Origin of the sequence: [Mycobacterium] fortunisiensis (genome assembly GCF_019050325.1) — a bacterium.
In the GTDB taxonomy this organism is placed as follows: Bacteria; Actinomycetota; Actinomycetes; order Mycobacteriales; family Mycobacteriaceae; genus Mycobacterium; species Mycobacterium fortunisiensis.
In genome coordinates this window covers 101156-116020 of record NZ_VOMB01000027.1, presented here as the reverse complement: position 1 = coordinate 116020, position 14865 = coordinate 101156, and the positions used below count along the sequence as shown (strand labels likewise).

Below are 14865 nucleotides of genomic sequence, written 5' to 3'. Positions count from 1 at the left end.
AGCTCAGCCGCCGAGCATGAGGTCCAGAAATCTCTCGTAGCGGTCGGCCGCGGTGAGCGCTTCGGCCGAGTCCATGAGGTGCAGCACCCCGATGCCCGTGGCGAAGGTGGCCTGGCCGCGCAGATCCGCCTCCTCGGGGCTGAACCCGTAATCCAGATAGGCCTTCGTGACCGCGACCAGGACGCGGTGATCGGCCGCGCGCACATTGGCCGCCGCGACATCGTCGGACCGGGCCCACTCCCGCATCGCCCGTTCCAGCGTCCAGTGCCGCGGACTCATCAGCTCTTTCATCATTCCTGACAGGCGTTCCCGCGGCGGCAGATCCTCGAGCTCGGCCAGTGAGCGGCGGTCCTGCTCCAGGAATTCGTTCCACGACGCCACCAGGGCGGCCCGGTAGCCCTTCATGTCGGTGAAGTGCCAGTAGAAGCTGCCCCGGGTGGCGCCGATCTGTTCGCAGAGCCGCTCGATCTTGAGCGCCCGCATCCCGTCGGAGGCCAGCAGGGCGTACCCGGCCCGCACCCAGTCGTCGGCGGTCAAGCTGCCGGGCGTGCCCTTGCGTTCGCCTGCCATCCGAACAGCGTAAGGCGCTCCTGCCTCAGCCCGCGGCCGGCTGGTGCATCCCCAACGGCACGGCGGCCAGCAGCGTCACCGGTACGGCGTCCCCGCTGGGGACCGGGTAGCGGCGTTGCTCGCCGGGGCGGGCCCCGACGATCGCCTCACCCAACGGGGAGTTCACCGAATACACCTCCAGGTCGCCGTATTCGGCGCCGCGGACGCCGAGCAGAAACGTCTCCTCCTCACCGGTCAGGTCGTAGCGCACGGTCAAGACCATGCCCGGCTCGGCCACGCCGTCGTCGGGCGGATCCTCGCCGACGACAGCGTTGAGCAGCTGATCGTGGATCTGCTGGATCCGGGCTTGCCGGGCTCGCTGGACGGCCACCTGGTTCTCGTCGGAGTCGGAGGCGGCCTCCGTCGCGATCAGCTCGCGCAGCATCGAGAGCTCGGTCTGCAGTCGGTCATAGGCCGACGGGGATAACCAAATACGTTGGCTGGCAGTCATTTCAGTGTCCTTCCGATGATGCGGAGTTGACGTCAGGGGCGGGCGGGTGCGCCGCCCCTGACGTCGTGTGCGCCCGTGACGGGCAACGTGGTGAATCCTCAGCGCAGAGGGTCGAAATCACGCAGGGCGTCGGGTTGCTTTCCGGTGGTGATGTATTCGGTCAGCAGTCGTCCGGTGACCGGGCCGTGGGCCAGTCCCCACATCCCGTGGCCGCCTGCGACGTAAATGCCTTGTGCGACTTCACCGATGAGTGGGCGTCCATCGGGGGTGACCGGACGTGGACCCACCCACGGATCGCTGCGGGCGGCCCAGCCCACACCGTCGAGCAGCGGGGTGGCCGAGGCGACGATGGCTTCGATGCGCGCCGGTTGCAGCGGGGCGTCGGGGGAGCGGAACTCCATGGTGCCGGCCACCCGCAGCCCGCCCCGATACGGGGTGCAGGCCACTCGTGCCTCGGGCAGGTAGATCGGCCCGAGGACGGGGCGATCGACCGGCACCGTGAACGAGTAGCCGCGGCCGGCCCGCACCGGGGTGCGCACCCACGGCCCGGCCAGCTTCGACAGCCACGCCCCGGTGGCGATCACCGCTGCCTCGGCGCTCAGTGACCGGTCCGGCAGCTGCACGCTGATCCCGTCGCGGCCCGGCTGCACACCGGTCACCTCCCCGATGACGAGTTCTGCGCCGCGGTCGACGACGGCGTTGGCCAGCGCGTGCACGAATCGGCCGGGATCGACGAAACGTTGGCCTTCGATGCTGAGGCCGGTGGTGATGGCCGCCGACGCCAGGGGGACCTGCTCGCGCAGCGTCGCCCCGGTCAGTTCGGTGACGGCCACGTGCTGTCCCAGCGCGGCCATCCGGTGCAGTTCGGTTCTCAGGTGTTCAGCCTGGCGGGGGGTTTCGAACAGCGCGGTGATCGGCCCGTCAGTGGTCGGTACCGCGACCCCGTTGGCGGTCAGTACGTCGTAGGCCTCGAGGCACTCGTCGTTGAACGTCAGGTTGGCGGTCGCGGCTCTGGTCCACGACGACAGCCGGCAGTTCATCGCAAAGCGGGCCAGAAACGACCACAGTCCCGGGTCGGCGGTGGGCGGAATGTGCAGTGGGGCCGAGCGGCTGACCATCGACCGCAGGCCGTAGCGCAGGACCGCCGGATCGTTCAGCGGAATGGTCAGCGTCGGCGAAACCCAGCCGGCGTTGCCCCATGAGGCCCCGGCCGCCGGCCCGGACCGGTCCACCACGGTGACCGTGACCCCGCGGTCCTGCAGAAACCATGCGGTGGACAGGCCGACGATGCCGGCGCCCACGACGACCACCGAGCGTGGTCCGCCGTCGATGCGTTCGACACCCTTCATGTGTCCATGGTGAGTGTGATGTGTTGCACGGCGTTTGCATCCCACCGACAATCCCGCGGCGTGTGATTGTCGGATTACGACAGTTCTTCGGTGGCGGCCAGCTCGATCATCATCGCCAGCCGCTTGCGCGGATCGTCCAGGTTGAGCTGGGTCAGCTCGCTCATCTTGCGCAACCGGTACCGCACGGTGTTCTCGTGCACGCCCAGGGCCCGGCCGGCCCCGGCCCGGTCCCCTTGGGCTTCCAGCCAGGCGCGCAACGTGGCCGCGTATTGGGTGCCGTGTACCTGGTCGTGGGCGCGCAGCTCGGCGACCGGTCCGCGTTGCGGGGCGCGTCCAGAGCGGGCGGCGATCCGCAGCCGCTGCAGCAGGATGTCGTCCCAGACCTCGTCGTAGACCGGCGCCGGGCCGGCCCGGCGCACCTCGTGCAGGGCCAGGCATTCGTCGGCCTCGCTGCGGGCCAGCGCCAGTTCGGCGGCGGTGGCCGGGCTGCTGATCCCGGCCAGCACACCGACCGGCTCCGGCAGCGCTGCGCGCAGACCCGTCACCCACGCGCTTGCCGCCTCGGCCTCGGCGCCGGGCAGCACGGTGTAGACGGTGTTGCCGACGAGCGCGCTGCGCCCGGGACGCGACCAGCCGAAGCCGGCGGTGGCCCGCTCGAACGCCAACAGCAGCGCGGCGTGCCGCTCGTCGGCGGTGTGCGCCCGCAGCGCGATCACCCGCAGCGGCGTCTGCGGCAGCGCGAGCCGGCTGGCCACGCTGGTGGCGTCGGCGGCGCCCTCGAGCAGCCGGATCACCAACTCCGATTCGACCTGGCGTTCCAGATCGGCACTCGCGCGGGACCGCAGCAGATGCAGGCTGACCATGCGGGCGCCGTCGGCGAGGGCGGCCCGGCGCGCGTCGGGCAGGGGCTCGGCGCACGTCACCCAGATGGAGCCGAGCAGTTCGCGACCGGCCCGGGCGGCCACCACCATCCGACCGGTCAGGCCGTGCTCAGCGTCGCCCTCGACGTAGATCGGTTCATCGGATTCGGCGAGGTGGCGGAACACCCCGCGGGCCTCGAACAGCGTCCGCAGCCGACGCGGGGCGCGGCGACTCAGAATTGTCTCGGCGCGGGCCGGGTCGGCGTGCTGCTGCAGCCGCGAGTACGCCAGCACCGCACTGCGCCGGTCTTCGATGGTGACCGCCGCCCCGACCGCGTCGGCGAGGCTGTCGGCCAGGGCGAACAAGTCGGTGGGGCCGCGCCCGGATTCGGTCTCCCGGCCCTCCAGCACCACTCCGTAGACGACGGCCGCCAGCTCGCTCCAGGACACCTCGGGGTCGACCGTCATCACCGCGATGCCGTCGTCGGCAATCGGGCCGTCCTCGGCTGTGTTCTCGGAACTGGGACCGCGGACCAGCACCACCACGGCGCGGGCCGCCCGCGCCCACCGCACCGCCTCGACGATCGAGGTGGCGCCCACCGCCAGCAGGACATCGCCGATGACCGGATCGGGTTCGTGCATCACCACGCTGCGCAGCTCGGTCGAGCGGGGTGGCGGGCCGGCTCCACGCGCCGCGGCGCGCAGCCGCACCCCGTAGCCGCCCAGAACGTTGATCAGCCGGTCCAGCGTGACCACGGATTACGGTCCAGCAGCCAGGGTGGCCTTGCCGGTGTGCTGTTGACCGATCTGGTCCAGCCAGGTCAGGGCGATGACGTCGCCGGGATAGTGCCGATCCAGCACCAGGGTCAGGGTGCGCGCCGAGTCCAGCGGTGTCCCGTCGATCGAGGTGAGCACATCGCCCGGGATCAGCCCCGCCGTCTCGGCCGGACCGCCGGGGATGACGTCTTGGACGATGACGCCGCCGTTCTGCCGCTGGGCGGTACGCACCCCGACCCCGAGCAGGGTCGGCGGTCCGATGTGTACCGAATCCGACGGGGTGCGCGCGCGGATCTGCCCGGCAACGCCCAGCGCCTCGTTGATCGGGATCGCGAAGCCCTTGCCTCCGGGGCCCATCCGGAAGTTCACCGACGCCGCGGTGGTCATGCCGACCACCTGTCCGGCCTCGTTGACCACCGGCCCACCCGAATCCCCGGCGCGTACCGGCGCGGCGAACTCGAACAGCCCGTCGATCTGATCGCTGCTGCCGGTCAGCTCGTCCTCGGCGTTGACGGTCTGGTCGAATGCGCTGACGGTGCCCACCTCGCGGGTCAGCGGTGCACCGGTGCCCATCGCATTGCCGAGGGCGACGACGGGCGCGCCGGGAGCCAGCGCAGCCGAATCGCCGAACGGCGCAGGTGCCAGGCCGGCCGCACCCTGCAGTTGCAGCACCGCGATGTCATGTTGCCGGTCATACCCGACCAGCTCGGCCGGGTAGCTCTGCCGGCCGACCGTCACGTTGATCGTGTTGGCGCCCTGGACCACGTGATAGTTGGTCAGCACCTCGCCGTTCGGGGACAGCACGATCCCGGTGCCGATGCCGTACGCCTGCTGGTAGTCGACGATGGTGTCGATCCGGGCCACCGACGGCTCGACCCGGGACGCCGCCGATTGCGGGTCACCGGGGGCGGCGCCGGCGGGGGTCAGTGGTGCGACGACGAGTGCCACGGTGCTCAGCGCAGCCACCACGATCGTCTTGAACGACGTTGAGCTCAGTTTGCTCATGTACCCATCTTGGCTGGACGAACGTCCGATGTCGACGCGGTGGGTGCCGGTCAGTCCTCGGTGGCGACTTCGCCGCGCTTGCGCCAGCCCCGCCGTTTGGCGCCGCTCTTGCTCGACGGCCGCTTGTTTCCGAGTGACTTGCCGGCCGATTCGGCCGGTTCGGAGGCTTCCTCCGCCGCGGTTTCTTCGGCGTCGGCTTCGGCGTCGGCGTCAGTGTCGTCAGCCGCGGTGTCATCGGCGTCGTCAGCCTCGGCTTCAGTGTCGTCAGCCTCAGCTTCTTCGGCCGCTTCGCTGTCTTCGGCCGCTTCAGCCTCGGCTTCTTCGGCCGCTTCGCTGTCTGCGGCCGCTTCAGCCTCGGCTTCTTCGGCTTCTTCGCTCTCTTCGCCAGCGGCCTTCTTGCGTCCACGCCGGGTGGACTTCTCGCGGGTCTTGACCGGTTTCGGCGGCGGGGGCGGCAGCTCGGCGACAAAGGCCAGGTAGAAGCCGAAGATGCCGAGCAGCGCGATCGCGGCGGCGGCCCCGTAGATCCCGAACAGCCACGGCCCGAAGCTGTCCAGCGACATCCAGATCTCGGCGATCGCGGTGCCGACGATCAGCACGGCCGCCAGTACGTGCAGCGAGATCGAGGCGGTCCGCAACCGCAGCGCCAACTGCGGGGTGGCCAGCTCAGGTCGCTTTGTCCGCAGCAGTGTGAACACCACCGGCAGCGCCGCCAGACCGATCAGCACACCGGTGACGATGCGCAGGATCAGGCCCAGGGTCGGTGAGGTCTGGCCCATCAGCTCGTACCAGCGGGGCAGAACGAAGAAGAAGTAGAGGCCGGCGGCCACGATCGATAACGATGCGTGCAAGATCACCGCGACGGTGCGGCCCATACTCCTCCTCGGGGACTTAATTGGGCCGGGGTGCGAGCCGCTGATCTCCAGGTGATTCAGCAGGTCGCACCCCGGACCCGAGCGCGGAGGATAGGGGATTTGAACCCCTGAGGGCTGTTAACCCAACCCGCGTTCCAGGCGAGCGCCATAGGCCACTAGGCGAATCCTCCGTCGGCAATCCTAACCGACGCCCGAACCGCTCCCGTAAACGCCGGGGACAGGCGGGGGTATTACACTCGCTGTGGACCCCGCGCGGCGTCCATCCTGTGAACTCCCCCAGGGCCGGAAGGCAGCAAGGGTCAACGGGCTCTGGCGGGTGCGCGGGGTCCCCTTACGTTCACCTTCTGTGAAAGGCGCGCGGTGTCGTTCCAGTCCCTCGGCCGCGACGAGCTGATCGCGCAGCACGAACTCCAACAGCGCAACTATGCCGAGTTGCAGGCCAAAGAGCTGAGCCTCGACCTCACCCGGGGTAAGCCCGCTCCTGAGCAGTTGGATCTGTCCAATGCGCTGCTGAGCCTGCCGGGTGAGAACTTCCGCGATCGCGACGGCACCGACACCCGCAACTACGGTGGCCTGCACGGCCTGCCCGAACTGCGCGAGATCTTCGGTGAGCTGCTCGGCATCCCGGTGCAGAATCTGATCGCCGGCAACAACGCGAGCCTGGAGATGATGCACGACGTCATCGTGTTCTCGCTGCTGCACGGCGGGGTGGACTCGGTGCGGCCTTGGATGGCGGAAGCCGCAAGATCCGGAATCAAATTCCTGTGTCCCGCACCCGGATACGACCGGCACTTCGCGATCACCGAGTCGTTCGGCATCGAGATGATCCCGGTCCCGATGCGTGAGGACGGACCGGACGTCGACCTGATCGAGGAGTTGGTCGCGGCCGATCCGGCGATCAAGGGCATGTGGTGTGTTCCGGTGTACGGCAACCCCACCGGGGTCACCTATTCCTGGGAAAATGTTCGGCGGCTCGTTCAAATGCGCACGGCGGCAAATGATTTCCGTTTGATGTGGGACAACGCCTACGCGGTGCACACCCTGACGGACGAGTTCACCCGCCAGGTCGACGTGCTGGGGCTGGCCGAGGCGGCCGGCAATCCGAACCGGCCGCTGGTGTTCGCCTCCACCTCGAAGATCACCTTCGCCGGGGCCGGGGTGAGCTTCCTGGGCGGATCACTGGGCAACATCGCCTGGTACCTGCAGCACGCGGGCAAGAAGTCGATCGGCCCGGACAAGGTCAACCAGTTGCGTCACGCCCGGTTCTTCGGCGACGCCGACGGCGTGCGGCTGCAGATGCAGCGCCACCGGCAGCTGATCGCCCCCAAGTTCGCGCTCGTCGCCGAGATCCTCGAAGAGCGGCTGGGCGAGTCGAAGATCGCGTCGTGGACCGATCCCAAGGGTGGCTACTTCGTCAGCCTCGACGTGTGGCCGGGCACCGCCAAGCGCACCGTGGCACTGGCCAAGGACGCCGGGATCGCGGTGACCGAGGCGGGTTCGGCGTTTCCGTACCGCAAGGATCCCGAGGACAAGAACATCCGCATCGCCCCGACGTTCCCGTCGCTGTCCGACGTGCGTGCGGCGATCGACGGTGTCGCCACCTGTGCGCTGCTGGCGGCCACTGAGCAGCTTTTGCGTTGACTTTGAGCTGACGCTGCATTTGTGCGGGTAGCAGTGTGCGTGGTTTCAAAGTCAACGGGCACCGGCGCCGCGTCAGATGCAGTCGGTAGCCTTCTTCCGTGGCTCTCTACCGCAAATACCGGCCGGCAAGCTTCGCGGAAGTCGTTGGCCAGGAACATGTCACCGAGCCGCTATCTACTGCGCTGACCGCAGGCCGGATCAACCACGCCTATCTGTTCTCCGGACCGCGCGGCTGCGGTAAGACATCCTCGGCGCGCATCCTGGCCCGTTCGCTCAACTGTGAGCAGGGGCCCACGCCCACGCCGTGCGGGGTGTGCGATTCGTGCGTGGCGCTGGCGCCCAACGGCCCGGGCAACGTCGACGTCGTCGAGCTCGACGCGGCCAGCCACGGCGGTGTGGACGACACCCGTGAGCTGCGCGACCGCGCCTTCTACGCTCCCGCTCAATCGCGGTACCGCATCTTCATCGTCGACGAAGCCCACATGGTCACCACGGCCGGTTTCAACGCGCTGCTCAAGATCGTCGAGGAGCCGCCCGAGCATCTGATCTTCGTCTTTGCCACCACCGAACCGGAGAAGGTGCTGCCGACGATCCGGTCGCGCACCCACCACTACCCGTTCCGGCTGTTGGCCCCGCGCACCATGCGCCCGCTGCTGGAGCGCATCTGCGGCGAAGAGCACGTGACCGTCGACGACGCGGTGTACCCGCTGGTCATCCGCGCCGGCGGTGGCTCACCCCGCGACACGCTCTCGGTGCTCGACCAGCTGCTGGCCGGCTCCGAACAGGTCGAGAGCGGCAACCACATCACCTATCAGCGGGCGCTGGCGCTGCTCGGTGCGACCGATATGGCGCTCATCGACGACGCGGTCGAGGCGCTGGCCGCTGCCGATGCGGCGGCGCTGTTCGGCGCCGTGGAGGCGGTGATCGACGCCGGTCACGATCCGCGCCGGTTCGCCACCGATCTGCTGGAACGCTTCCGCGACCTGATCGTGCTGCAGGCGGTGCCCGACGCGGTCACCCGCGGTGTGGTCGACGCCCCGGCCGACGTGCTGGAGCGGATGCGCGAGCAGGCCGCCCGGGTGGGTGCGGCGACGCTGGCCCGGTATGCCGAGGTGGTGCACGCCGGCCTCGGTGAGATGCGCGGTGCCACCGCGCCGCGGCTACTGCTGGAGGTGGTGTGCGCGCGGCTGCTGCTGCCCTCGGCGCACGACACCGAATCGGCGCTGCTGCAGCGCATCGAACGCATCGAGACCCGGCTGGACATGTCGATTCCGGCCGGGGAGGCGTCGGCCTCGGCGGCGGCCCGGCCCGTCGCCGAACCGGCCAAGACGTTCGTGCGGCGCAGCCAAGCTGCACCAGCCCCCGCGCCCACCGTGGAGCCGGCATCATCACCCGAACCCGCGCCGGCTCCTGAACCGGAAGCCGCACCACCGTCACCTGCGCCCGCTGCCGAGCCGGAGCCTGCAGCCGAACCGGTGTCCGCCCCGCCGCCGCCACCCGCTCCTGAGCCTGAGCCTGAGCCACCACTGCCGCCAGAGCCGGACTTCGAGCCCGAGCCTGCTCCGGCGCCCGAACCCGAGCCGGTGTCGGCGGCGGCGTCGGCTGCCCCCGGCGGCGAGCCCAATGCCGCGGCCGTGCGCTCGATGTGGTCGACGGTTCGGGAGAAGGTGCGTGAGCGCAGCCGCACCACCGAGGTGATGCTCTCGGGTGCCATCGTGCGGGCTGTTGAGGACAAAACCCTGGTGTTGTCCCATGATTCGCCGCCTCTGGCGAAACGGCTCACCGAATCGCGCAACGCCGACGTGATCCGGGACGCGTTGAAGGACGCGCTCGGGGTGGACTGGCAGATCCGCTGTGAGGTCGGCACCGCCGAGGCGGCTCCGCCACCGCCGCCGAAGGCCGCCAAGCCGCCGCCACGGGTCCCCACGCGACCCGGCCGCAACATTCCCGAACCCGAGCCAGAGCCCGAACCGCCTTCCCCCGAAGAGGAGGAGGCGGAGATGCTCGCCGAGGCTTCGCAGGGGGAGGCTGGGCCCAGGCGCGACCCTGAAGAGGTCGCCCTGGAACTACTCCAGAACGAGTTGGGCGCGCGAAAGATCGACAGCTAGCGTCGGCAGGCCCGGTTCACGGCGTCCACCACGGGCGCAGTGGCAGCCCGCCGTCCTTGCTCTGCTCGTCGAGCTTGACGGCCAGAACCTGGTGCAGCTGAACCACATTCGTCTCGAAGCCGAGCCGGGATCCGGCCATGTAGAGGCCCCAGACCTTCGCGGTGGGCAATCCGACCTCGGCGACGGCCTCGTCCCAGTGCTCGACCAGATTGGCGCACCAGTCGCGCAACGTCATCGCGTAGTGGTTGCGCAGATTCTCCTCGTGTATCACCTCGAGGCCGGTGTCCTGCACCTCGGCGATGATCCGCCCGGAACCGGTGAGCTCCCCGTCGGGGAACACATAGCGGTCGATGAAGCCTCCGGCGGCCGCGCCGGACCTGTTGTCGTGGCGGGTGATGCAGTGGTTGAGCAGCAGTGCGCCGTCACGCATCTTTGACTTGAGGAAGCCGAAGTAGGACGGATAGTTGTGTACGCCGATGTGCTCGGTCAGGCCGATCGAGGACACCGCGTCGAAGCCTGTCTCGGTGATGTCGCGGTAGTCGCCGTGGCGCACCTCGGCGAGGTTTTCGAGCCCCTCATCGGCGATCGCCTGCTGAGCCCAGCGGGCCTGCTCCCGCGACAGCGTCACGCCGAGCGCCTTGACCCCGTGCCGCGCCGCATGACGCACCATGCCGCCCCAGCCGCAGCCGACGTCGAGCAGCCGGTCACCGGGCTGCAGTCGCAGCTTCTCGAACACCAATCGATATTTGTTGTCCTGCGCGGTTTCCAGGTCGGCATCCAGATCGGGATAGCACGCGCAGGTGTAGGTCATCGACGGCCCGAGCACCCATTCGTAGAACGTGTTCGACACGTCGTAGTGATGATGGATCGCCTCGGCGTCACGGGTCTTGCTGTGCCGCAACCCTTCCACCATGCGCCGCCAGCGCGGCAACGCCTCCTGGGGCGGCGGTGCGATGGGCTTGAAGTGTTCGATTCCGATGGAGCGCACGATGTTGGCCAGCATGCGCGCCGGCGGGCGTTTGAAGGCCATCCGCTCGGCCAGTGCGCACAGCAGCGGATACGGATCTCCGGGATGCACCCCGTACGGCTCCAGGTCACCCGATACATAGGCGCGGGCCAGGCCGAGATCGCCCGGGGCAGTCGCCAGATACGTGGTGCCCCGTGGGGTTTTGAGATCCAAGCCGAGGGTGGCGTCGGCGGGGCCGGCGCTGCTGCCGTCATAGGCCGTGAACTTCAGGGGTAACTGACCCGCCGCGAAGATCTCCAGGATCTCGGCCAGGCTCAGCCTGCCCTCGGTGGTATGCGTCGAGTGTTCTTTGAAGGTGGTCATCGCTGTTCTCCGTTCATCGGCGCAAGACGGCTTTCGAATACAGGTCAAACAGGCGTGAATCGGGGTCGTAGGATTTCTTGACGGTCTTGTAGGCCTCTCCGCCATAGAGTTCGTCGAATTCCTCACGGCCATAGTAGGAGTCCGAATACAGCGACTTGTGTCCGTCGAGCCCGCTGACCTTGGCCTCGATCAGCTTGTTCGTGTGGCCCTCGGCGGGGCCGACCGGTACCGAGGACCAGAAGCCGACATTGACATAGGTGTGGTGGGGCTGGATCGGGTAGAGCGGCCAGCCGGAATCATCACGTAACCGTAAGGGGCACAACCAGATCGGCTCGATCGGGATGTTGGCCAAAAACCACGACAGGAAGCTCTCGCAGTTCTCGATGGGCACCTCGACGTCCTGCACCACCCGTTCCCTGGGCGGGCGGCCGTGCCGCTTCTCGGTCCGGTCGGCGATATTGAACCGCTGGTCGTAGCCGACAAGTTTCCAGTAGAAGCTGCTGCGACGCAGACGTCGTGGCCAGAACCGCCGAATCGTCGGGTTCTGCGCGCCGAATGCCCGTGAGCACCAGAACCAATCGGTGTCCCAGCGCCACAGATAATCGTGAATCGTCAGCCGGTCGTGCCGTTCGCCGTGCGGGTGCTGGATCGATCGGTAGTAGATGTCCTGGCCGGTGTAGTCACTGACCGGCCCGGGCGTCGCCGTCTTGAATCCGACGCACAGGTAGCTCTCCTCGGCGCTGAACACCACGCCGTCGAGGTAATCGACCGGCTCGCCGTCGAGCCCACCGGTCTCGATGATGCGATCCATCGTCGAGACGAGCCCAGCCAATGTGTGGAACCGTAGGTGGCGCAACGCGACAAACGGCGCGACGGGCTCCAGCTCGATTCGCAACCGGGTCGAATAGCCCAGCGTGCCATAAGAATTGGGGAAGGCATGGAAAAGGTCTGAGCACACCTCCGGGCTTGCGGTGACGATCTCGCCTGTGCCCGTGAGGATGTCCATCTCCAGTACCGATTCATGCGGCAGCCCGTTGCGGAACGACGTCGACTCGATACCCAGCCCGGTGACCGCGCCACCGAGGGTGATCGTCTTCAGCTGCGGCACCACCAGCGGGGCCAGGCCGTGCGGCAACGTCGCGGCGACCAGATCCTGGTAGGTGCACATCCCTGCCACGTCGGCGGTGCGGGCGTCGGCGTCGACGGCGATCACATTGGTCAGCCCCGAGACGTCCAGACCCTTGGTATCGCTGCGATCCCGCGCGCGAAACAGGTTCGAGGTGGGCTTGGCAAGCCGCACCGTCGAATTGGGCGGGATGGCGCGGTAACTGTCCAGGAGCCGTTGCACACCGGCAGCATGGACAGCTTGTGCGTCAGTCGTCACAACAGACACACATATACGCTAGTCGGAGGTTGCGCCCGATGCGACCGCAGACACGAGTTGAAGGAGTTTCAGTCATGGGACAGGTCAGCGCGGTCAGCACGGTTCTGATCAATGCCGAGCCCGCGGCCGTGTTCGCCGCGATCGCGGACTACCAGACTGTGCGTCCGAAGATCCTTTCGTCGCACTACCGCGACTATCAGGTGCTCGAAGGCGGCCAGGGCGCCGGCACCGTGGCGGCCTGGAAGCTGCAGGCCACCGAGTCGCGGGTACGTGACGTCAAGGCCTCGGTCGACGTGGCCGGCCACACGGTGATCGAGAAGGACGCCAACTCGTCGCTGGTGACCAACTGGACCGTCGCCCCGGCGGGCGCCGGATCCTCGGTCAACCTCAAGACCACCTGGACGGGGGCCGGCGGCATCAAGGGCTTCTTCGAGAAGACGTTCGCGCCGTTGGGCCTGCGCAAGATCCAGGACGAGGTGCTGGCCAACCTCAAGAAGGAGGTGGAGGGCGCGTAGCGCCCGACCATCTGGCGCAGCGGCCTAGCGCTGCTGCCCGCCGGCCTGGCTGCCCAGGTAGGCCGCGATACCCCGGACGATGGCCTCGGCGTACTTCTGCCGACCGTCCGGGGTCTTCATCAGACCGGAATCGACCGGGTTCTTCATGTTGCCGCACTCGACCAGGATCGACGGGTATTGCGCCAGGTTGAGCCCGGCGATATCGGACCGGGCATCCAAGCCCTCCGACCCGATGTAGGTGGCCGGCGGGATTCCCGACGCGGACAGTTGGTCACGCATGGCCCGGGCGAACTGCACCGACGGACCGGCCTGTGCATCGTTCAGCGGCGGCGACGAGTACAGCACGTGAAAACCACGGCCGTTCGCCGGGCCACCGTCGGCGTGGATGGACACGATCGCGTTGGGACGCAGCGCGTTGGCCATCGAGGCACGTTCGTCGACGCAGGGCCCCAACGCGTTGTCGTTGCCGCGCGACATCGCGGTACGAACGCCCATCTGGGTCAGTATCGCGCGGACCCGCAGGGTGGTGTCCCAGGTGAAGGTGTGCTCAGGGAAGCCGTCCGCGGTGGAGGTCCCGCTTTCCTGGCAGTTCTTGGTGCCGCCGCGGCCGGTGGGCACCTGCCTGCTGATCGAGGCGTCGTTGGCACCGTTGTGGCCGGGGTCGAGGAACACGATCTTGCCGGCAAGGTTGCTGGGGGCGGCGCTGGCATGAGGAGCGGTGACGACTGCCGAAGCCGTGGCAGCGACAAGAACGCAGGTGACCGCACTACTGGCTTTGGCGGCGCCGACACGCACGCAGGCTGGGACTCGCACGGGCGTCACGCTAGCCCGCAGGCCGACTAGGCTGAAAGACCAAATCGCCGCTCACCGGCGAGAGAAACCAAGTCGAGACCGAGACGCAACCAACACGACAGAGGGGACCAGTCATGCAACCCGGAGGCACGCCCGATATGTCGGCCTTGCTGGCGCAGGCACAGCAGGTACAGCAGCAGCTCATGGAGGCGCAGGAAGCGCTGGCCAACGCCGAGGTACACGGCCAGGCCGGCGGCGGGCTGGTGCAGGTCACGGTCAAGGGCAGCGGTGAAGTGGTCGCGGTGGCCATCGACCCCAAGGTGATCGATCCGTCCGATCCCGAGACCCTGCAGGACCTCATCGTCGGCGCCCTCGCCGATGCCTCCAACCAGGTGACCGCGCTGGCGCAGAGCCGGCTGGGCCCGGTGGCCGGTGGTCTGGGCGGGTTCGGACTCCCGGGGCTGTGAGTGTTTGAAGGCCCGGTCCAGGATCTGATCGACGAGCTCGGCAAGCTGCCCGGGATCGGGCCCAAGAGCGCGCAGCGGATCGCATTTCACCTGCTGAGCGTCGAACCGCCGGATATCGATCGGCTGACCGCGGTGCTGGGCCGCATCCGCGACGGCGTCACCTTCTGTGCGGTGTGCGGCAACGTTTCCGATGAGGAACGCTGCCGAATCTGTAAGGACCCCCGCCGCGACGCCTCGCTGGTGTGCGTGGTCGAGGAACCCAAGGACGTGCAGGCCGTCGAGCGCACCCGCGAGTTCCGCGGCCGCTACCACGTGCTGGGCGGGGCGCTGGATCCGTTGTCCGGTGTCGGGCCCGATCAGCTGCGGATCCGTGAGCTGCTCAATCGGATCGGTGAACGCGTCGACGGCGTCGACGTGGCCGAGGTGATCATCGCCACCGACCCGAACACCGAGGGCGAAGCGACGGCCACCTATCTGGTGCGCATGCTGCGCGACATCCCAGGGTTGACCGTCACCCGCATCGCCTCGGGCCTGCCGATGGGTGGGGACCTCGAGTTCGCCGACGAGCTGACGCTGGGCCGCGCGTTGGCGGGCCGCCGCGCCATGGCTTGATTCTTCTGGCGTCTTCCGCCCCCATTTTCCGCCGAAACGGCATTCCAGCAGGGCCTTACTCGCACTTCTCCTGCCGGAATGCCGTTTCGG

Annotated in this window: 14 protein-coding genes, 1 tRNA gene and 1 other RNA gene; 6 read left to right on the top strand and 10 right to left on the bottom strand. The window is 68.3% G+C overall.

From position 1 onward, the window contains the following. Positions 1-3 precede the first annotated feature (3 nt). The 7 genes from FR943_RS24790 to FR943_RS24760 all read right to left on the bottom strand — a co-directional run bounded on the left by FR943_RS24790 (position 4) and on the right by FR943_RS24760 (position 6096). Complete coding sequence (locus tag FR943_RS24790; RefSeq protein ID WP_217160935.1) at positions 4-570, bottom strand: TetR/AcrR family transcriptional regulator; 567 nt, start codon at positions 568-570, stop codon at positions 4-6. A 25-nt stretch (positions 571-595) separates the two neighbouring features. After that, positions 596-1060, bottom strand: a complete 465-nt coding sequence (locus tag FR943_RS24785; protein WP_217160934.1) for a GreA/GreB family elongation factor — start codon at positions 1058-1060, stop codon at positions 596-598. A 98-nt stretch (positions 1061-1158) separates the two neighbouring features. Continuing rightward, positions 1159-2409: an NAD(P)/FAD-dependent oxidoreductase gene (locus FR943_RS24780; protein WP_217160932.1), complete on the bottom strand. Its 1251-nt coding sequence runs from the start codon at positions 2407-2409 to the stop codon at positions 1159-1161. Positions 2410-2483: 74 nt separating this feature from the next. Then, positions 2484-4025: a PucR family transcriptional regulator gene (locus tag FR943_RS24775; RefSeq protein ID WP_217160931.1), complete on the bottom strand. Its 1542-nt coding sequence runs from the start codon at positions 4023-4025 to the stop codon at positions 2484-2486. A gap of 3 nt (positions 4026-4028) precedes the next feature. Beyond that, a complete protein-coding gene (locus FR943_RS24770) occupies positions 4029-5051 on the bottom strand; it encodes a S1C family serine protease (protein WP_217160930.1) in 1023 nt (340 codons plus the stop codon). Between the two features lie 50 nt (positions 5052-5101). Further along, complete coding sequence (gene lucA / locus FR943_RS24765) at positions 5102-5926, bottom strand: lipid uptake coordinator LucA (RefSeq protein ID WP_217160929.1); 825 nt, start codon at positions 5924-5926, stop codon at positions 5102-5104. An 84-nt stretch (positions 5927-6010) separates the two neighbouring features. Continuing rightward, positions 6011-6096 (bottom strand) — tRNA-Ser (locus tag FR943_RS24760). 70 nt (positions 6097-6166) lie between these two features. Here FR943_RS24760 and ffs point away from each other — a divergent pair. From ffs to FR943_RS24745, 3 genes are all read left to right on the top strand, one after another. Further along, an RNA gene (ffs, locus tag FR943_RS24755) (signal recognition particle sRNA small type) lies at positions 6167-6261 on the top strand. A 25-nt stretch (positions 6262-6286) separates the two neighbouring features. Beyond that, positions 6287-7567: an aspartate aminotransferase type Ic gene (locus FR943_RS24750; protein ID WP_217160928.1), complete on the top strand. Its 1281-nt coding sequence runs from the start codon at positions 6287-6289 to the stop codon at positions 7565-7567. Positions 7568-7665: 98 nt separating this feature from the next. Continuing rightward, the gene (locus FR943_RS24745) at positions 7666-9675 is read left to right on the top strand and encodes a DNA polymerase III subunits gamma/tau (RefSeq protein WP_217160927.1); all 2010 of its coding nucleotides are present in this window, start codon (positions 7666-7668) and stop codon (positions 9673-9675) included. Between the two features lie 16 nt (positions 9676-9691). On the opposite strand, the gene FR943_RS24740 is transcribed toward FR943_RS24745, so the two are convergent. Beyond that, entirely contained in the window at positions 9692-11005 is a 1314-nt protein-coding gene (locus FR943_RS24740) for a class I SAM-dependent methyltransferase (protein ID WP_217160926.1), read from the bottom strand. Positions 11006-11018: 13 nt separating this feature from the next. Next, the gene (locus FR943_RS24735; protein ID WP_217160925.1) at positions 11019-12398 is read right to left on the bottom strand and encodes an FAD-binding oxidoreductase; all 1380 of its coding nucleotides are present in this window, start codon (positions 12396-12398) and stop codon (positions 11019-11021) included. A 65-nt stretch (positions 12399-12463) separates the two neighbouring features. Here FR943_RS24735 and FR943_RS24730 point away from each other — a divergent pair, with 65 nt between their 5' ends. After that, positions 12464-12904 (top strand): SRPBCC family protein, encoded by a 441-nt coding sequence (locus tag FR943_RS24730; protein WP_217160924.1) that lies wholly within the window; start codon positions 12464-12466, stop codon positions 12902-12904. A 24-nt stretch (positions 12905-12928) separates the two neighbouring features. On the opposite strand, the gene FR943_RS24725 is transcribed toward FR943_RS24730, so the two are convergent. Then, entirely contained in the window at positions 12929-13726 is a 798-nt protein-coding gene (locus FR943_RS24725) for an Rv3717 family N-acetylmuramoyl-L-alanine amidase (protein WP_217160922.1), read from the bottom strand. A 104-nt stretch (positions 13727-13830) separates the two neighbouring features. On the opposite strand from FR943_RS24725, the gene FR943_RS24720 reads away from it, so the two are divergent. Both FR943_RS24720 and recR read left to right on the top strand, forming a co-directional pair. Then, complete coding sequence (locus FR943_RS24720) at positions 13831-14163, top strand: YbaB/EbfC family nucleoid-associated protein (RefSeq protein ID WP_217160921.1); 333 nt, start codon at positions 13831-13833, stop codon at positions 14161-14163. Continuing rightward, on the top strand, positions 14164-14775 hold the full coding sequence (gene recR, locus FR943_RS24715) for a recombination mediator RecR (RefSeq protein ID WP_003883644.1): 612 nt from the start codon (positions 14164-14166) through the stop codon (positions 14773-14775). Positions 14776-14865: the final 90 nt, after the last annotated feature.